Source organism: Phocaeicola plebeius DSM 17135 (assembly GCF_000187895.1).
GTDB lineage: Bacteria > Bacteroidota > Bacteroidia > Bacteroidales > Bacteroidaceae > Phocaeicola > Phocaeicola plebeius.
In genome coordinates, this window is record NZ_DS990119.1 from 421,217 (window position 1) to 440,888 (window position 19,672).

General features: G+C 45.4%; 17 protein-coding genes. 7 read left to right on the forward strand and 10 right to left on the reverse strand.

Annotated features, from left to right (window positions below; genetic code table 11):
- Positions 1 to 157: 157 nt before the first annotated feature.
- The 4 genes from BACPLE_RS02965 to BACPLE_RS02980 all read left to right on the forward strand — a co-directional run bounded on the left by BACPLE_RS02965 (position 158) and on the right by BACPLE_RS02980 (position 6,684).
- On the forward strand, positions 158 to 2,128 hold the full coding sequence (locus BACPLE_RS02965) for a DUF3857 domain-containing transglutaminase family protein (protein ID WP_040312348.1): 1,971 nt from the start codon (positions 158 to 160) through the stop codon (positions 2,126 to 2,128).
- A 36-nt stretch (positions 2,129 to 2,164) separates the two neighbouring features.
- A complete protein-coding gene (locus BACPLE_RS02970; protein ID WP_007558798.1) occupies positions 2,165 to 3,802 on the forward strand; it encodes a DUF3857 domain-containing protein in 1,638 nt (545 codons plus the stop codon).
- A 184-nt stretch (positions 3,803 to 3,986) separates the two neighbouring features.
- Positions 3,987 to 5,543, forward strand: coding sequence for an ATP-binding protein (locus BACPLE_RS02975; RefSeq protein WP_007558799.1), 1,557 nt, complete (start codon positions 3,987 to 3,989; stop codon positions 5,541 to 5,543).
- A 448-nt stretch (positions 5,544 to 5,991) separates the two neighbouring features.
- Positions 5,992 to 6,684, forward strand: a complete 693-nt coding sequence (locus tag BACPLE_RS02980) for a DUF6624 domain-containing protein (protein ID WP_007558801.1) — start codon at positions 5,992 to 5,994, stop codon at positions 6,682 to 6,684.
- Between the two features lie 51 nt (positions 6,685 to 6,735).
- On the opposite strand, the gene BACPLE_RS02985 is transcribed toward BACPLE_RS02980, so the two are convergent.
- Positions 6,736 to 8,082: a pepsin/retropepsin-like aspartic protease family protein gene (locus BACPLE_RS02985; RefSeq protein ID WP_007558802.1), complete on the reverse strand. Its 1,347-nt coding sequence runs from the start codon at positions 8,080 to 8,082 to the stop codon at positions 6,736 to 6,738.
- Positions 8,083 to 8,196: 114 nt separating this feature from the next.
- Here BACPLE_RS02985 and BACPLE_RS19810 point away from each other — a divergent pair, with 114 nt between their 5' ends.
- A complete protein-coding gene (locus BACPLE_RS19810) occupies positions 8,197 to 8,325 on the forward strand; it encodes a hypothetical protein (RefSeq protein WP_148374634.1) in 129 nt (42 codons plus the stop codon).
- On the opposite strand, the gene BACPLE_RS02990 is transcribed toward BACPLE_RS19810, so the two are convergent.
- The 5 genes from BACPLE_RS02990 to BACPLE_RS03010 all read right to left on the reverse strand — a co-directional run bounded on the left by BACPLE_RS02990 (position 8,304) and on the right by BACPLE_RS03010 (position 12,316).
- Positions 8,304 to 9,194 carry a DUF4377 domain-containing protein gene (locus BACPLE_RS02990; protein ID WP_007558804.1) on the reverse strand — a complete coding sequence of 297 codons (891 nt, stop codon included), beginning with the start codon at positions 9,192 to 9,194 and terminating at the stop codon, positions 8,304 to 8,306. The two genes, BACPLE_RS19810 and BACPLE_RS02990, sit on opposite strands and share 22 nt — an antisense overlap.
- Positions 9,195 to 9,234: 40 nt before the next feature.
- Entirely contained in the window at positions 9,235 to 10,116 is an 882-nt protein-coding gene (gene lgt, locus BACPLE_RS02995; RefSeq protein ID WP_007558806.1) for a prolipoprotein diacylglyceryl transferase, read from the reverse strand.
- 41 nt (positions 10,117 to 10,157) lie between these two features.
- Complete coding sequence (locus tag BACPLE_RS03000; RefSeq protein ID WP_007558807.1) at positions 10,158 to 10,724, reverse strand: hypothetical protein; 567 nt, start codon at positions 10,722 to 10,724, stop codon at positions 10,158 to 10,160.
- A gap of 105 nt (positions 10,725 to 10,829) precedes the next feature.
- Positions 10,830 to 11,927 (reverse strand): DUF4932 domain-containing protein, encoded by a 1,098-nt coding sequence (locus tag BACPLE_RS03005; protein ID WP_007558809.1) that lies wholly within the window; start codon positions 11,925 to 11,927, stop codon positions 10,830 to 10,832.
- Positions 11,928 to 12,037: 110 nt separating this feature from the next.
- Entirely contained in the window at positions 12,038 to 12,316 is a 279-nt protein-coding gene (locus BACPLE_RS03010) for a carboxypeptidase-like regulatory domain-containing protein (RefSeq protein ID WP_157131878.1), read from the reverse strand.
- Between the two features lie 390 nt (positions 12,317 to 12,706).
- On the opposite strand from BACPLE_RS03010, the gene BACPLE_RS03015 reads away from it, so the two are divergent.
- On the forward strand, positions 12,707 to 13,204 hold the full coding sequence (locus tag BACPLE_RS03015) for a putative signal transducing protein (protein ID WP_007558817.1): 498 nt from the start codon (positions 12,707 to 12,709) through the stop codon (positions 13,202 to 13,204).
- Positions 13,205 to 13,270: 66 nt separating this feature from the next.
- Here BACPLE_RS03015 and BACPLE_RS03020 read toward each other — a convergent pair whose 3' ends face one another.
- Entirely contained in the window at positions 13,271 to 15,313 is a 2,043-nt protein-coding gene (locus BACPLE_RS03020; RefSeq protein ID WP_148374635.1) for a TonB-dependent receptor, read from the reverse strand.
- Between the two features lie 120 nt (positions 15,314 to 15,433).
- On the opposite strand from BACPLE_RS03020, the gene BACPLE_RS03025 reads away from it, so the two are divergent.
- Positions 15,434 to 16,228: an ADP-ribosylglycohydrolase family protein gene (locus BACPLE_RS03025; protein ID WP_007558821.1), complete on the forward strand. Its 795-nt coding sequence runs from the start codon at positions 15,434 to 15,436 to the stop codon at positions 16,226 to 16,228.
- A 155-nt stretch (positions 16,229 to 16,383) separates the two neighbouring features.
- Here the strand turns inward: BACPLE_RS03025 and BACPLE_RS03030 are convergent, their stop codons facing one another.
- The 3 genes from BACPLE_RS03030 to BACPLE_RS03040 form a co-directional block, all read right to left on the reverse strand.
- Positions 16,384 to 16,779, reverse strand: coding sequence for a cupin domain-containing protein (locus tag BACPLE_RS03030; protein WP_050792062.1), 396 nt, complete (start codon positions 16,777 to 16,779; stop codon positions 16,384 to 16,386).
- 61 nt (positions 16,780 to 16,840) lie between these two features.
- Positions 16,841 to 18,979 carry a polysaccharide lyase family 8 super-sandwich domain-containing protein gene (locus BACPLE_RS03035; protein ID WP_235777889.1) on the reverse strand — a complete coding sequence of 713 codons (2,139 nt, stop codon included), beginning with the start codon at positions 18,977 to 18,979 and terminating at the stop codon, positions 16,841 to 16,843.
- 18 nt (positions 18,980 to 18,997) lie between these two features.
- Positions 18,998 to 19,573, reverse strand: coding sequence for a hypothetical protein (locus BACPLE_RS03040; RefSeq protein WP_007558827.1), 576 nt, complete (start codon positions 19,571 to 19,573; stop codon positions 18,998 to 19,000).
- Positions 19,574 to 19,672: the final 99 nt, after the last annotated feature.

Here is a 19,672-nt window from a genome sequence, read left to right on the forward strand (position 1 = left end):
TTTTAAGTTCAAAGGTTGTATCTCCCACAAATATACCAAAACCTGACCAATTACGGAGGCATTTATCAAAAATAAATCCCTCAATCGTTAGGTCAGCTACATAAGAATGCATACCTTTAAGACCGTTATTTTTTACCAGGCAATCTATCAGAAAAATATGAAAAAGACAAAACTATTTTTTGTAGGTGCTGCCGTCCTGATATGGGGAGGAACGGCCGTACATGCCCAGTCGTGGAGAAACGGCGGGGCAGTTTCTTTGGATAAGCAGTATGCCGATTATCCTTGTGTAAATTTACTGGACAGTACCAGTGTGACAGTGGAACCTACCGGACAAGGCTCGTTTGCGGTCTGCCGGGCCGTACGGGTGCAGACAACTGTCGGAGCCTTGCAGCAACGGGTACTGAAATACGATTACGACCCGCTGACGGCAGCCGCCATCTTCAAGCGAGTGACCATCTACCATGCCGACGGAACATATACATCGGTTGATGTGAGCAAGGCGTGCGACTATGCCGCTCCGGCCAGAGCCATCTACTGGGGAGCCCGCCAGATTATGCTGGAACTGGGCGCATTGCAACCGGGCGACATCATCGATTATGAAATCGACAAGAAAGGATTCACGTACGCCTTGCTGGGTGATGCACCCCAGACAGGAGACGACTCCCGCTTTATCCCGCCCATGCGCGGACAGTTCTACGACATCGTGCCCTTCTGGTCGGCCGATCCCACCCTGCGCAAAGTGTACCGCGTCAGTCTGCCGGCCGAAAAAGAAATGCAATTCCAGTTCTATCAGGGCAGCTGCGCTTCCTCCATGCGCTATGAAGACGGACGGAAAGTCTATACCTTCGCCAAAGATGCCATCCTGCCCTTCCGTCGGGAACCGAATATGGTCGATTTCTATGATGCCGCACCGAAGCTGATGATGTCTACCACCGCCGACTGGAAAGAAAAGTCACGCTGGTTCTACGGAGTCAACGAAGACTACGGCAGTTTCACCGCCATTCCAGAGGCCCAGAAGAAAGTAGACGAGCTCATTCGGGGTAAAAAGACCGAACTGGAGAAAGTGGCAGTACTCACCCACTGGGTAGCCGACAACATCCGTTATGCAGGTATCTCCATGGGCAAGGGAGAAGGATTCACCCTGCACAACCTGAAAATGAACTACACCGACCGCTGCGGGGTGTGCAAAGACATTGCCGGCACGCTGATTGCATTCCTGCGGATGGCAGGATTCGAAGCCTTTCCGGCCATGACCATGGCAGGCAGCCGGGTGGAGACCATTCCGGCCGACCATTTCAATCACTGCGTGGCTGTGGTGAAACTCAGTGACGGCACGATGATGCCGCTCGACCCCACGTGGGTACCTTTCTGCCGGGAATTGTGGAGTAGTGCCGAACAGCAGCAGAATTACCTGCCGGGCACACCGGAAGGCACCGACCTGTGCCTGACTCCCATCTCCGACCCGGAAAACCATTACGTACGCATCAAAGCACAGAACACCCTCGATGAAAAAGGCACGCTGAAAGGCACCTTTACCATCGAAGCAGAAGGACAGAGCGACAGTAACATCCGCCGCATCTTCACCACCGGATTCCAAAGCGAATGGGCACATACCATGGAACGCCAGTTGCTGAACGTATCGCCCAAAGCCCGATTGAAAAGTGTGGACTACGGACGAACACCGAAAGACTACCAGCGCGCCCCCATCCGGATTACGTTCCGCTACGAAATTCCGGAATATGCACTGAAGGGCGACCAGGGAGAAATGTTTTTCAAACCCTTCGTGCTGAACAACCTCTACACGCAAGTACTCTCCTACCTGCGGATAGATACCAGCCTGGAGAAACGGGCCTACGGCTTCAAGGACGGCTGCTCCCGTCTGGTGGAAATGGAAGAAAACCTGAAACTTCCTGCCGGATACGAATGGCAAGGAAAGGAGAAACGCGACCAGATGGACGGCTCCGGAGCCGGATTCACCGGATACATGGGCCAAAACGGCAACCAGTTGCAGGTGAAAACATCCTTACGCCTGAAAAAACGGGTCTACGAAGCTTCCGACTGGGAAAGTTTCCGAAACGCAGTGAACACAGCCAAGGGATATGGAGAATATATTGTGGTAAAGAAATAACCACTCATTCGAGGATTTAACAAGAAACGAAGCGTAATGAAAACATTATCAATCTACATAGGAATCATAGGAATGCTTTTGCTGGCAGTGCTGCCGGCCAGAGCCGCATCGGAAGCGGAATTCCGCAAACTTTCGAAAACGTACACCCTGCGTGCCGACGGCAGCCAGGAGATGCGGGTACAAAAGGAACTGACCCTGTTCACCCATGCCGCCATGAACGGCTTGTACGGAGAAACATTTATCGTGTATAACCCCGATTTTCAGAAGCTGGAGATTCACGCGTCTTACACCCGCCAAAAAGATGGCACCGTGGTTCAGACACCCGCCAATGCCTTTGTAGAGGTGTTGCCTGCCGCAGCTACTAACGCACCGGCCTACAACCAGTTGAAAGAGATGGTTGTGGTGCACACCGGACTTGAGTTAGGTGCCACCATCGTGCTGGACTACTCCATTGTGAGCAAAGCCGGTTACCTGCCGGAACTCGATGTCTGCTGTCCGGTCAAGGAACTCTCTCCCATCAAGGAATTTACCTTCCGCCTGAACGTACCAGCCGGAAAATCTGTACACTATGAACTGCTGAACGCCTCTGCCCAGCCGTCCATTGCCCAAAGAGACGGAATGAAATCCTTCACCTGGACACTGAAGGAAGTAAAACCCCGCCCTTACGCCTATCCTTCTACAAGAGAAAGCATAGGACAAGCACAAGCAGTAGCCAGCGGCATGATGCCCGTATTCATGGCCTCAACCTGGTCACGGTACGATGAAGCCCTGAAAAGCCTGAAAGCACAGTTCCAGCCCGGCAACCGTTCCGTTATTGAAGCAAAGGTAGCCGAACTAACCCGAGGCATCCAAGACAATCCACAGGCAGTCCGCAACGCCATCGCCCACTACATGACTGAACTGTATCAATTGGGCCGTTGCGGTGTATCACTGCAGGATGCCGGCTATCGTTTGCGTCCGGCATCGGAAGTCATCCGTTCGGCTTACGGCACCCAGGCAGAATTAGCGAACCTGGATGTTACCCTGCAGCAGGCAGCCGGACTGGAAGCGGAAGTAGCCGTATGTGCCTTGCGTCCGTCGAAAGCAGAAAACCAAGGTTTGTCTACCATCGTATCGCTGGTAGCCCAAAGCAAGCTGATGCCCGAAAAAGTCGCCCTGACAGGCACCGAAGAAGCCAACCTGCAACCCTTCCTGGCGGTGACCAGTCTGGATGGAAAACCACTGACAATGGAAGCTTACTTAGGAGCCAAGGAAATGCAGCAGACCGACACCCTGAAAGTGGACGAAAAGAAGTTGCAGCAGCCCGCCGAAGGATGGGGAATCGTGACACTGAACGACCCTACACCGGCCCGCACGCTCTATGCGTATGCTGCCAATACAACCATTCCCGAGAATATCCTTCTGCCGAGAACGGTGAACTGCACACTGGAGACCATTGTCTGCCTGCCGGAAGGTATGAAAGTGACTCCCCGCGCCAACAAGGAAATCAGTAATGCCTGCGGAAAAGTAGTATTCAGCTACCAGCCCACGAAAGAAGGCATGAAAGTAACCCGCAGCCTGCGCATCAGCCGCCAGTTACAGACTCCGTCGAGCTACAAAGAACTGTATGCCCTTCTGGCAGAATGGAGAGATACCCATAACCATACGCTGGTGGTGAAGAAAGTAGCAGAATAAACTGAAAAATAAATCTCACCAAAAAGGAATCGCCTCTTAGATGGGTCGGTTCCTTTTCTTTTTTCCCGAAGTCGATGCCACACCCAGCAACATTTCCGGCCAACTTTTCCGTTTCCTGTTTCTGGCCTGTTTGAATGTTCGCTGAAAATTACTACATTCGCAGTAGAATCAAAATCCAGTGGTTATGAGCAAGCTATATCCGGTAGGAGTACAGAACTTTGAGAAAGTGATATTAGGTGGTTATGAATACGTCGATAAGACCACCTTGATTTATCAGTTGTTCAATACAGGAAGTTACTATTTTCTGAGCCGTCCGCGACGCTTCGGAAAAAGCCTGCTATTGTCGACCCTTGAAGCCTACGCACAAGGAAAGAAAGAGCTTTTCAAGGGACTGGCACTGGAAAAGCTGGAGAAGGACTGGACAGTATATCCGGTGCTGCACCTGGATTTGAATACGCAGAAATACGATACGCCGGAATCGCTGACCAGTATTTTGAATGATAATCTATGTATTTGGGAAAGTCGATACGGCGCACGGGAAAGTGAGACAAGTCTTTCCCTTCGTTTTCAGGGCATCATCCGTCGTGCATGCGAGCAGACAGGCCGCCGGGTGGTGATTCTCATTGATGAATACGACAAACCCATGCTCCAGGCCATCGGCAATGAAGCCTTGCAGAACGAATACCGCAGCACCCTGAAAGCCTTCTACGGGGCATTGAAATCCATGGACGGGTGCATCCGCTTTGCCCTGCTCACGGGAGTGACCAAGTTTGGCAAGGTCAGCGTGTTCAGCGATTTGAATAACCTGCGTGACATTTCTATGATTGATCAGTATGCCGAAATCTGCGGTATCAGTGAGAAAGAAATTTATACCTATTTTGAAGAGGATATTCACGAATTAGCCGCAGCTACAGGCATGAGCTATGAGGAAGCTTGTGCGGAACTGAAAACAAACTACGACGGGTATCATTTCACGGAAAATGCCATCGGTATGTACAATCCGTTCAGCCTGCTGAATACCTTTGCCAACCGGCGGTTCGGCAGCTACTGGTTTGAGACAGGCACACCGACTTACCTTGTCGAACTGCTCAAGCTCCATCACTATCCGATAGAAGAACTGGAACACATCGTCACCAGCCAGCCGGTGCTGGACAGTATTGATACGGCCTCTACCGACCCGATTCCAGTCATCTACCAGAGCGGCTACCTCACCATCAAGGGCTATAACAAGATGTTTGAGAACTACACGCTGGGGTTCCCCAACCGCGAGGTGGAACAGGGGTTCTTCAAGTTCCTGCTGCCCAACTACGCGTCGGTGAGCGTAAGCAAGTCACCCTATCAGATTCAGTGCTTTGTGGAGGAAGTAATGGCGGGCAAGGTGGACGATTTTTTCGAACGGTTGAAGACCATGTTTGCCGACATTCCTTACGAGCTGGCGCGCGACCGTGAAGTGCATTACCAGAATATTCTCTACATCATTTTCAAGCTGATGGGTTTCTATGTGCAGGTGGAATACCACACCAGCCGCGGTCGGATTGACCTGGTGCTCCAGACGCAGGACTACGTGTACATCATGGAATTCAAGTTGAACGGCAGCGCGGACGAAGCTTTGGCCCAGATTCGGGAGAAAGGCTATGCCGCACCTTTTGCCAAGGACAGCCGTACGGTCTACAAGATTGGTGTCAACTTCAGTGATGAGCTTCGGAACATTCAGGAAGTGAAGGTGGAAGTGGAGTCTTAAGCATCGTGTCAGTTTATTTCAACTCATAAAAGAAACAATATCACATAGAAATGTCAGATGATAATTATTATATTGACATATTGATATATAAATCATAGATAAAATTCTTGACTTTATCATATTTTTGACAGATTGGTTCGGTTGATATTTATGTCAACAAATAGCGATTTAACCTTTTGTATATTACCCGATATAAAACAATTATTATGATATCAATAATCAAAAATAGATATGAAACGGAGTTACATTTTATTTCAAGTCATTCTTATTGTTGTAGGGCTGACTTTTTGTAGTTGCAATGTAGAAAAAATGCCCAACGTAATGGAGTGAAAATAGATAAGGTCGTGGAACCATCAGCCGAAGAGGTGATGCGTGGAATGGATGTACAGCTGCAAGCTGCGATTGACTATCTGCAAGGAGTTAACATCTGATTTCAAAAACAGTTTTTATGAAACAAATATTCATATTCATTCTGCTTGTATTAAGCACATACCTGAAAGCACAAAGCATTCAGAAAATTGACTCATTATTGTTGGTGGCCTATGAAAATGACCAGAAAGTCAGAACGGAGTCCATGATTCTAATGAATAAGCTGAACAGCACAGGAGCTAATGACGTTCCAGTCTTTGTAATAGATTCTCTTATGCTGCTTCAGGAACAAACACAGGCCATCGACAAGGAAAACCAGATTCTTGTTACTTCAATATTGAAGAAGGGACTGCCTGAAGGTTTGTCCCAGCAATCCTATAAGACTATATGGTTGATTGTAGATCATGCTGATTTGAAATTCCAGAAAAAGCATCTTCCTATAATGGAAGAAGCAGTGCAGAAAGAACTTGTAAGTGCCGGCGATTTTGCTGTTTTGACAGATAGAATCAGAATGAGGGAATGTAAGCCGCAGAAATATGGCACACAATCTTATACCATCACGGTGGACGGCAGGCAGGTTATATATATCTGGCCTATAGAAGATGCCAAAATGCTGAATGAACTTCGAAATAAAATCGGCGTCGGTGATATTGAAACATATATCCAGGTCCTTAAGGCAACGGCAGGCTGTGAGGTGATCTACGATCCGGAACTGACAGTTCATCAAATGAAAAAGATGGGACTACTGAAAAATAAAAAAGGGAGAATCTGACGGTTCGAAGCTGAAGATTCTCCCTTTTTATTCTATCATAATACCATCCGTTTATTGTTTCTCTGCATAAGGAATAGCCTCCATATACATATCCTTCAAGTTGATAATCACTTTAGAGAACTTTTCCAGTGCATTCAAGCCGAGTACCCCATCTTCTGTACCGTGGGATTTCATCTGTCCCGTATGCAAATCAATCCCGGTATTTACTTTGACCGAATCAATCGTCGCGGTACCATTTCCTATATGGAATTTCATTTGCGGCAACCTGTAGGTACGGGTAATTGACACACCCCCTATTCCAGCCATGCGAAGCGAATCGGGTACTCCTGCTGAATTCACCTCTTTTTGGTGACGATTGTACCAGGCGGGCTGCATATAAGTGTAATAAGAGCCTGTATCAAAATGAAGATAGACAGGATGCCCGGTATCAACTGTCGTCTTTAACTGCAATCCTTCTGTATCCGTGCGCAGAAGGTTACTTTTGCCCCACGGAGATGATGTCTGTATGGTTGGGATAATGAGTTCACGGTGTTCAAAATCCAACTGAATTTCCTGCATACAAAACATGACAGGGAGTCCGATGACAGGAGGAAGCTGAAATTTTTCACTGAACTTATCTGCTTCATCATGTCCCGTCCGGGTATCAATTACGGCAAAAGGCACATTCACCCAGGTCATTTCCCCGATACGCAACGTGTCTGCAATAGCATAGTCTCCCTGTTTCAGTCCTCCAACACCTCCCACGGTGATATCTGCATCCAAAGAACGCAAACCATATTTCTTTGCCAATTCTGGGGTTATCAGGTTTCCTCCGGCTCCAGTATCGAACAGAAAACGTCCTTCTCTCCCATTGATGCTTCCATCCATTTCAATGGAGTGCTGCCCGCCTTTATCATCAATCACCATCGGAATGCGGTATTCATCCGATTTATGAAGCGGTCTATAGAGGGTGCCACAGGCAGCCAGAGCCCGATATTGCTGTGCCTGATCGCGATATGCCACGGTCAGGGTGCTGTCCGTACCCAAAGCAGTCAGTTGGTCATAGAGACTCTGAAGCAGTCCGGCTGCATCATTGTAATGACCGGTTCTAGCCAGATTGGTACTCAACAGGATAACCATATTCATGGTGTGATCGCCCAGTTCTTGCTGATGATTGCCCAGCAAATCAGAAAGAACGACACATGCTGAGTCTGGACGGTTGAAATAATGATGCGTCATGGCTGTAGCCAACTGCCGCAAAAATGGTGATATGGAATTAGCAGGAGTTTCTTTCAACGCTTGTTCCAACTCAAACCAGTTGCTTTGATTAATGAGCGAGGCGATTCGCCCGTCGACATTCTGGGCTTGTATGCTCATTGAAACGAACAAGCTGAATATGGCAAAAAGTTTTTTCCACATAATCTTATCTGTTTATATACTCATAATTTGTTCATAGTTTATCCATCTTCCTTCTTACACCTTTCCAATATATTTTCGTCATAAAGTGCCCTCCTCTAAGATAAGCAACAATCAATGATGTTGAAAACTACATTCACAGTAGAATCTAACTGTGGACAGATTGACCTGGTGTTCCAGATACAGGACTACGTGTACATCATGGAATTCAAGCTGAACGATTGTCAGTTTATTTCAATGGCATAAGAAACTACAACCGCTTTTATTGCTGCTTGCGGATATTTGTTTTTGTAGTATTCCGTTAAGTCTTTATATAGACACACTGTATTGGGAGCAGGATTGAAAGTTCTTGATTTGGTTGAACGACTTGCAAATACGTCAAACGAAGGATAGTTTGTTTCATTTCCTTCTTCGTCCAAGAATTGCCACCCCATAAATCCATAAACATTTCCTTCCCAAGGTAGTAATTTGTAGGATTCAGGCATTTTCTCCGGATCTTTGTTTTCGCTTTTTATAATACACGGCCCAAGAGTATTACTATCATCTTTTATCGCAATCCATCTTAAAGAACTGTCTTCTCCTCGATAAAGCATATAATGATAGTCCAATGGCAGAATAGAATTAGTCCTTAAATCCTCTTCTATTACTTCTTTGTTGTCGGCTTCAACGGCATATTGATACTTAGGTAAAACATGTTCTTCATAAAACCATTCAGGTATGAAATGCAACGGCAGACCTTCCGAATCTTTTTTTTCTTTTGACAGAACGTCAAGCAACTCATGTTCCGTCCAGGCAGGTTGCCCCATACTATAATCCAGGTAACTTGTTTCGCTGATTTTTATTTTATATTCATATCCTTTTTCAAATTCAAACCCATCAATATACCCCATAGCTTCCCAGTCTTCGGTATTTTCTTTTTTTACAGGATACACATCATTAAGATAATTATACCCATCTGACGACATTACACCTGGTTTCATTTCCGATGCAACTGTTAAAACATACTCTTTGTAGTCAGTAATTTTTCTACCTTCTTCATCTTCTTTATCACAACTGATAAAGGCAAATGTAAACAGGAATAGCATCAGTATTCCAAATAAATTCTTTGTTTTCATATTACTTTGATTATAGGAGTTTATAGTTTGGCAATAACTCTTATTTTCTACACTGTTTATCGGTTACCTTAGTTGTTTTAGTTGTCATTTTTGATGACTGTATATAACTACGTAAAATTAGGTATAGACCTAATACAATAAAAGGGATACTCAAAATTTGTCCCATATTAAAAAACATCGAATCTTCGAAACCTTTTTGATTTTCCTTTGTGTATTCTAAAAGGAATCGCATGAGAAAAATGGCAAAAATACTAAAGCCAAAATAGAAATAACTTCCGACTTTAAACAACTGTCTTTTATATTTATATAGAGAATAAGCAATCAGGAAAATAATAAAATAGCTTATTGACTCATAAAGCTGTGAAGGATGTCTTGGTAAATCATCAACGTACCTGAATATAAAAGCCCAAGGCAAATCTGTCGGACGTCCAATAATTTCAGAGTTCATTAAATTTGAGATTCTTATAAACGCTCCCCCTAATGGAGCCAAAATAGCTATGATATCTATTATCTTCGGGAATGGAATGTGAACTTTCCGTGAGTATAACAACATGGCAATAAACAAACCAATCGCTCCACCATGGCTTGCCAATCCTTTGTATCCTATAAACTCGTAAACACCATTAGCATTTTCTCTAAAAGGAATGAATATTTCAATTATATGAGAAGAAAAATATTCAAAATCATAAAATAGACAATGCCCCAATCTTGCTCCCCCGAAAATACCAATAACAGCATATATGAAAAGTTTCTCCATTGCATTTGGAGTATAAATCTTCTCCTTCTTGTATATGTGCCCAATTATGTAGTAACACAAGGCAAGTCCAGTAACAAAAATCAAGCCATAATATTGAATCTTAACTGGACCAAGACTAAATATTACAGGATCTATATCCCAATTTATGTATAATATTGGATTCATTGTATTTGAAATTTATAATTCTGTATTTACATGACTTTTTATTATTCATAATTACCTCTAAAGTGGTAAACTAAACGCGGAAAATCTTCATATTTCTTACCATTAACCCATAATTCCAAAGGAGAGATATTAAACATTATGAAATTATTTCCTACTTCAGCGTCTCCACCAAAAGTCTGAGCAAAAACAATCCGAATAGAAGAAGGTGCTCCATAACCGCCTAATACGTCGACATCCTTAGGCCGCAATCCAAAATTTATATTCCTACCGTCACTCTGATGAAAATCATAACCAGCAACAACTTCCACCTCTCCAATTTCACGCAGGCGCTCCGACAGGCCTTCATCTGAAATCAGTTCTACATATGGCAGTAATGACATATTGAATTTGAGTGAATCGCGTGAAACAGCTATTGCATTCTGAAGTTCTGTTATACTTGCACCGTGATAATAGTCTACTTGTACAGTGCCATGATAGGTTCCTTTCATGTCGAATAGCATCTGTTGTATTTCTTCTTTAGAAAACCCCTCTTCGTCTTTGTTGCAACTTGTAAGGCTAAGAGCACTAAGGAATAATATTAGTATTCCGAATAAATTCTTTGTTTTCATATTACTTTGATTAACATTTATGAATTAACTCATATATTCTGCACTTGATTATCATTCGAAACTGCGAATATCACAATATAGTATTTATTATTGAATATACTTCTTTTATTTAAGTACATCCAATCTTTCATTTTCCTTTTGGCTATATTCTCTGAAGAACCTTATTACATTCGGATAGAAATTCTCAAAACTACCATACTTTGTTTGTTTCTTTTCGTACTTTCTCAGCAGACTCACCAGTTCCGGCGTCCATCTGAAATTTCGTTGCACCTGCTCCAACAGTTCATTTTTTATTTCTTCCGGCTTGTAGTCTTTGTCCAGCATATAACAGATAACAGCCGCACGGACAAGTGATTCGTTTATCACGGTCTTCCAATTGCCATACGCCTGTTTCGCCATACTCCAACGTGAAGAATTAAACAAATCCGTGGCAGCCGGTTCCAGTTCTTTTACATAATCTGGATATTTGTTTTCATCCAAAAAATGATTGATAAAAGAATGATTAAATTCATGAATCAGCGTTGGCAGATATTCCTTGCTATACATGGGCATATCTTCTTTATTCACGTAATACCCCACAATGGCAAAAACCTCCTTCTTGTGTCCTTTTATTTGCCGGTCTGCTCCATAGTTTCCACCTCCATTGCAGAAACCGATGATTACAGAAAAAGTTTCCTGAGGTTCATTGCCATAGAAATCAGCATACCAGTCCACATCAAAATGATTGATGACATTATCCTGATAAGACCTGATGCCCCTTTCATAAAGGGCTTTATGGGCCAGGAAAAATTCATTGAATTTTGTATCCTTATAAAAGCTGCTGAGATAAGACAGAAATTCATCCTTATCCACCTTCTTCCATCTTTTCTCTAAGGTAGAAACTTCTTCCTCTATCAATGAAAAAACACCGTTCCGGTTATCCAGATGTACAGCCATTGACATGACGGCATCATAAGCTATGCCATACTTGTTCCTAAGTCCTTTCATATACTGCACGGCCGGATGGTCAGTACTCTCCTTAAAATAGCTGTCCATATCCTTTATGTATTGGCCCGCCATATCCATGTGATATTCCGGAAAACCGGCCATACGCGACAAGATACTCATAAGCTCCACGTTTTCATTTACCTGTGGAATAATAGACTGTGCCTTTACACAAAAAGCTGCGATGAACAGGACTAAAAATATCACGTATTTTTTCATATCGTAAACTGTTGGTTATTCATAAAACTTAGCGAAAGTGATATAATAATTCAGGCAGTTACCCTTAGTCAATACACTAAATAAACCAGAAATACATCTACATTTCAGAGTCATTTTTGCTCTATATAATTGGTCTTTTCGAGATAGTATACACTTATGTTGTTATATCTTCCCTTTGGTATATCTATTTGATATTTCCCTTTCTCGTCAGTTTTTGTTTCATACAGGACATCAAAATTTGAATTTTGAAACATAACAGAACAATTATCAATAGGATTTCCTTTATAGTCAGAAACTCTTCCTGTTATTGTTACCAAGTCTTTTTGTATTTGTGCATACACATTTGAATTTAAATAAAAAAACAGAGCTAGAATACTTAATAATTTCATACTGTATATTTTAGGGTTTAATAAATTAGTCCTTACATTTAATTTTTCTATCATTTTCTCTATACAACAAATAAGTGCAACTGAATAATATAAAGCATATTGATATTATCCATAAAAATACTACATAATGATTATAAAGATAGCATATATCTAAAAATGAAGATAAGAAACTATATGATTTTTTGAAAATCATCAATAACTTATTGCATAAATCGAATATTTTAACCGTTCATTTTACGAGAATGACATCATCAATAAAGATAAACTTCTTCAGGACATCTACCTTGAGGAAATAAAAAACCAACCTAAAAAAATAGGGATAAAGATTTAGAGATAAATCTTGTTTTTTCATATAAATATCAGTATATTGGCATAAAAGTAAATTCTAATATGAAGGAAAGACTTCTTATAAAATGTGATACTACTATTTATGCAGATGAGATTACAAATCAGCTCATTGAAAATAACATTGTTTCTCGCCAGCATGATGAGGGGCAAGACCAAAATCCAGGTGCTTATGGTGCTATCACAGGTATTGCGATATATGTTTTCGAGAAAGATTATGAAAAAGCTGTTGAGATAATAAATCCTATTGTTGACAGTAGAAATAAATCTCATGTCTGGTGCCCTAAATGTGGAAGTTACAATGTGTCAGCCATAGCCGTAAGTAATAAATACGGAACTGCTATAGCATTATGGTGCATCTTTCTTTTTCTTATTCCGGGGCTTTATCTTGTTTGGGCAAATGATTTGGGTATCAGATCAACTATTGCCGATTATATAGCATTGTCTATGTTTATTTCGTTTTTTATAGTTGCATTCTTGGGAAAAATTTCTAATGCCAATTATATATGTAAAGACTGTAATAAAAGGTTCCACCATAAATGACTTTCTGCAGTAAGCTCCACCGAGTTTAAAGTAATATACTATATCCGCTTCGTTATTCAGCAAAATTTAAAAAGACTTCAGCAGCGAACTGTTCACCGACCTATCGACCTCTCGTCTGACTTTTTTCGTTTTGTAACCAAAGTCGAAGGTATAAGCTAATTTGATGTGGCAGTACTGACCGTTTGTCCTGAAATCTTCGTCCGAATCATATGCATAGAGGTCATGCTGGAACGTTTTTCGGAACTTCCGGTCGGTAAACGGAGACACGACATTGACTTCCGCAAAAAAGTTTCCCTTGCCGTAAGTACACTCCAGACCGTAGTTGACGGGAGTCTCTTCTATTCCCAGGGAAGTGGTGTTGACAATCTTGTTTCTGAAATTGACGTAAGGCGAAAGACTGAAATCACCCAGGTAAACATTGGCATTGAGGTTGCCGGTCAGATTTCTGTTGCCGAAACCACACACGGAGTGAACAGACGTATAATTGTATCTTATATCGCCCGACAGGCTGAACATCCGGTTGAACGAGTGCGAAGCCGCCAGTATGGCAGCATAGTAATGAATGTTTCCACGGTTAATGAACGACCTGACGAGGTAAGTATCCTGAACATAATAGTCATGAACCACCGGATTATGCTCCAGCTTGTACTGGAGAATGGCCGAAAGTTCGGTTTTCTTTATCTTACCGGAATAATACAGGAACGAATTGAATGAACATCCACTCTTCAGGTTCGGATTGCCAGTCTGTACCAGATAAGGATTGAGTCCGATGCGTGCCTGATTGATGAGGTCCATGCCGTAATTATAATTGTTATAGGAGGAGGACCATAACAGCATCCCCCCTTTCAGCTGATATTGAAGGTTCAGATTGACACGCGGCGACAGCTTGCTGAATTTTTCGCTGCCGTGAAGCCGGTACTGAAGCCAGTCCACTCCCACCCTTGACCGTAGTGACAGTTTCGGGCTAAAAGCATAATTATAGGAAAGGAAAGCCAGCGACTCATTTTTCCATAGTGACTGCCTCAGCGGATGGCTGCCCTCATATTGCGCATTCCACACATGATGAAAATCGAACAGCTCGGCCGAAAATGAATGCTTTCCTTTGGACAGGTTATAGATGGCCGACAACTGAAATCCTCCGGCATTTTCCGATTCATAGGAACCCGTCTCATAGTCCTGTTCAGAGTAAGTACGGTTGTACAAGTTACGAGAATAAATGCCATGCAATCCAAAAGTAAAATCCTGTGTCTTCGATATAGAGATAGTACCCGTCAGATCTAATTTAGGAGAAAAGCTCTTCTGGTCAGTATACATCGCAAAATTAGAAGTATTACCCACCGACTCTACCGTGCCGGCCATATTCTCACGAGGAGTATTTTTGTGTATAAACGACAGTTTCCCGACGACGTACCGACCTGCCTTCTGATGCTGAAGACGGAACTGTACATACTCACTGTGCCGGGAATAATCTTCATCGGATGTACTAAAACGCTCGACGGACTGCCCGGGTAATGCATAGGATTCAGCCATGTGGTTATGATTATCCTTCACATTAAAGTAATCACTTCCAGCAAACAAGGAATAGGTCGTATTGTTACGGTTGACGGTGGTAGCAATATTGTAGTCGCCATGCGTATATCCAATTGTCTGCAAGCCATCCATCTGCAAGTAACCACCCGTCTTATATTGCTTCAGTATAAAGTTGACAGCTATCTTATCTTTTGCATATTTTCCGGTTGGATTGTCATGATACTCAATCTTTTCTATGTCCTTCGGGCGAAGCATCTGGATATCTTTGGAATCGGCCTGCTGCCCATTGATATAGAACGACACGGGCATCCCCATTGCCTCAGCTCTATTGGACCGTGTATCGATAATCATACCCGGAATCATCAAGCGTTTCAACACTCCATAGCCGCTGTTAGTCGATTTCTTCTGCTGAGAGTTAGGATAAATTACCAAATGATTGTCTACCCGCGACACGTTCGATGCCACAATGGTCACTTCATCCAACGCGATGGTCCGGCTGACGGAATCATTTGGCAACGTCTGCGCAATCATACGGAAAGGGCACGAAAGGAGAAAACAGCCCATTACTATTCTGGACATGTATTTCCTTTTATCCATATAAGACCTGTACTTATTCATTTTGTTCTCATGACATTTGCAAATATATAACATTTATCCATTAATTCTCCGTACCTTTGTATCTATCTAAACGAAAAAAATATGATTGGAAGCATTCTAGGCGACATCGCAGGCAGCGTCTACGAGTTCCGCAACATCAAGACAAAAGAGTTTCCTTTCCTCACTCCGCAGAAAGGATATACCGACGACAGCATTCTGACCCTCGCCACGGCCGACTGGCTGCTGCACGGCGGAGACTGTGCCACCTATTATTTCCGTTATGCCACCCGTTACCCCTGTCCGCTGGGAGGCTTCGGCGGACGTTTCCGCGAATGGCTCCGACAGGGACAACAGACAGGACAGCTCCGTCCTTACGGCAGCTGCGGCAACGGCTCAGCCATGCGTGTAGGCCCCGTGGGATGGGCATTCCGCACGGAGGAAGAGACACTGGAGGCTGCACGCACATCGGCAGCCTGCACGCACAACCATCCCGAAGGAATCAAAGGTGCCCAGGCTACGGCACTCTGCATCTTTCTGGCCCGGAACGGAAAGAGCAAGGAGAATATAAAAAATACCGTCGAAGCAAAATTCGGCTACAACCTGAACTTCACCTGCGACAGTATTCGTGACACCTATCAATGGGATGCCACCTGCCAGGGTACCGTGCCCCAGGCCATCCGCGCCTTTCTGGACGGGACGGACTTTGAGGACTGCATACGTACGGCCATCTCACTGGGTGGCGACAGCGACACGCTAGCCTGCATCACGGGCAGCATTGCCGAAGCATTCTACGGCATTCCCCCTGCCCTGCACGCTCAGGCCATGCTCTACCTGCCAGCTCACTTCCAGCAGATAGTGACGGAATTTGAAGGGAAATTCGGACCGGATATCCGCTAGAATTCACTCCCCCCAAAAAACGCAAGTACATTCACAAGAAAACGCCTTTGCGTTTTACCCGAAACGTAAGTACGTCTTGGGTAAAACGTAAAGGCGTTTGCATCCAAACGTCGAAGCGTTTTTTGCGGCAAAGAATTTTTCTGATTCTCAGTCGGTTATTTTTTCAGGAAATCGGCCCGCATCGGAGAGAAGCAGTCGATGAGCAAACCGGCCTCCAGGCACTTGCAACCGTGAAGTACATCCGGTTCAATATAAATACCGTCGCCAGCAGATACCACCTGCGTCTTCCCGCCCACGGTAAACTCAAACTTTCCGCTGGCCACGTAAGTGGTCTGCGTGTGATAATGCGTGTGGGCTGTACCTACGGCACCCTTCTCAAACTTCACCTTTACGAGCATCACCTGTCCGTCGTATCCCATAATCTGACGGGTTACTCCCTCGCCAGCCGGTTCCCACTCGGTTCCTTTCTCTGTTATGAAAACCTCGCTGCGTGTCTTCTTTGTCGGTGTGTCGGTCGTGTTTTCTGCGGTAGCCGACAGCACATTGGTCATTGCCAAAGCTGCTATCAATACAAATGCTTTTTTCATGTTTCTATTTTTAAGATAATGAGTTTTAGTTGACTTCAAAACGAAGGGTCGTGCCCCGATCCTTTCCTTGCGGAAGCGCATGCGTGCCCTGCTTTCCGTTCACCGTAATCTGCATCTCATCCTGACACTGCATGGGGTCACTGAAGTACACCTCCCAGCGTCCGCCCGTTCCCCGTCCGATACGGTACAGACCAGGCGTGTGAAAATCCACTTCCAGTTCCGGTGTTACACGAAGGGTAAAAGGTTCACGCACGGCTGCCCAGCAGACCGAACGGTCGACTTGCCACACAGCCTGCAAGCGGCTGTCGTTGCACATCACCCGGAAATTGTCGGTACGGAAATTACGCAAGTCGGCTTCCGTTGTCTCGGGAAGGACGGCATAACAGTAAGAAGACTCTTTCGGACGTACGCCGTGGTCCAGATAAAGGGTGAACAACCGGCCCGAAACGGTATCGTTCTTGTACATCTTCATCACGTCGTGCCAACTTCCGGAAGATGCTACCGTGCGGGTAAAGCAACTGTCCAGATTGTTCCACAGCACATACCCACGTCCGTGATGCCAGATTCGCGTATCGTCGGCAGTAGAGATGCGAAGCGGTTCCTCCCTGCTCCAGCACTGCTCCACGGCGGTGGTGACATGAAGAGCCGAATCGGAAGAGATGCCTGCTCCCAGACAAAGCACCGCCTCATCGGCAAAGAGCCAGAACTTCTGCGCCTTCAGCCCGTCGCGGTCCAGCTCCATGGCGCTGATTCCGTTTTTCCCATCCGACAAGCCTCCCACAAAGCGGCCCCGATTGCGCGGATAATAGCTGTGCTTGAGCAACGGCACCGGACGGACATCGTCGTAACAAGTCACACCGGGCAATTTGCGCCAGTCCCATAACGGGAAGATATCGTAATATTCCGTTGCATCCTTATAAATATAGAGGGCCCCGTCGGCCATGTAATAGCCTTTCATGTTATCGCCGTTCATACTCTCCACTCCCATCACGCGGTCGGATGCCATCTTGAGCGAGGCCATCCATCCGGCACGGCGGCTCAACGTGTAGTCCGACTGCCAGAAATGCTTGTGGCCAATCAGCCCGTTGTGCGGCGAAAAACAGTTTTCCAGCAGACGGGCAGCCACCTGGTTGCAGCGTGCATCGCGTCCGCCTCCCAGTTCGGTAGCGGCAAAAGCCAGGCTCAATGCCTTGTGCAGCGGAGCCGAAGCAAAAAGCTGGCGTCCCAGGGAAGCGATGTCCATTTTCCCCTGCCAGATAACCCACTGATAACCCTCTTCCAGCAATCCGGCAATCACCTCCAGTTGCGAAGGCGTAAAAGCCATCGACGTGTCCGAAAAGAGGCCCGACAAAAGGCTCATGGTGTACACATACGCCAGCCCGTAATTACCGAACTGAGGTTGCGGTCCGTGCTGGTGGAAGCACCCGTCGTCCTTGATACCTTCCTTTCCGCCCCGCACAATCTCCGACACAATCGTATCGCGCGCCTGTTTCACTAAATCCAGGTCGTTCTCCAGCACCCCTCGCATCATGACGTTACCCGCCAGCCACACCTTGTTCTGTCCGGTCATGCCGAAACGGGCCTGCTTCATCACCGTGATGGCATCCTGCTTCTCGGCATCGGTCAGAAAAGGTTCAAACAAGATAAAGGCAGTGCCCAGCGTACGGGGAATACCAATCTGATTATAGTACCAGTTCAGGCAGACCGGCTTCTGGACAAACCAGTAGCGCAAGGCCCGATGAATGGCCTTCTCCACCTTCTTCGAATGATAATATTCGTTTTCCGGATTGCTGAAGTGCTTCACCATCTCAAGTATCCGTTCGGCATGCAGACGCGGGTCCCATCCCGAACGGTTGGTGTCCTGATAATTGATGTCACTCCACGAGCCGTCGGCCTGCAATGCCTTGAGGTAATGCCTCATCCGATCCGCTTCGTACGGCACACGCTGCTGGAGTTCCATCACCACACGGTCGGATACCGAGAAGCCCGGCTGGTTCTGCAAGAGCAGCTCTTTCAGAGGAGATTCCTCCCCTTCCGACTGCACATAAATCCGGTTGAAATTCTGCCGGATGACCGACAAATCGCCTTCCGCCTTACCGAAAGCCTGCGAAAAGGCCAGGCATGCGCAAAAAGAAAAAACTAAACGGGTGTATTTCATAGACATAGACTGAACGGTATTTTCTTATGACAACATTCCGCCCGGCACGCGACCGATTTCCACTTTCTCAAATTTATATCCCAGGCGTTTGAGCTCAATGGCCACCCCGATACGGAACATCGTACGGCAGGCACGGGCAAACACATGGAAAGCCAGCGGACTCTGCGGCTCTATCTGTTCGTGGCGAATCAGTCCCACGGTAGTCTGTCCGCAGCGGCGGATGATGTCCTCCAGCTGGCGGGCCTCTTCACCGTCGAGCGACAAGCCGAGCAAATCGCGCACGATGTGTTCATCCATATCGTCAAATCCCTGCTCTCCGTAGTACGACTGATAAGAAGCCTTTGCGCTGGCCTCCCAGTCTTCGTCCCAGCAAAAAGCTACTCCCAAGCCCAGATAAGCAGCCCAGGCCACCGACACCACGGGATAGTCACGAATCTGTTCCACGGCATCGGCCACGTACTCCGGTGCCAGATCGTGCCAGCGGTTGTCCAGGTCCTCCGTAGCCAGCAGAGTGCCGTCCAGCACATGATAGTCAGTACACAAACGCAGCAATTCCTGCTGCAATCTCTCTTCAAAACGGTTCAAATATTCTGTATCCATTGAGGTTTCTTTATTTTTTTGTCAAAGATACGAATTTAGCGAAAACCCACAAAAAAGCCATCCCGAAAGAAAATACAAGTTCTCACGGGATGGCATCTT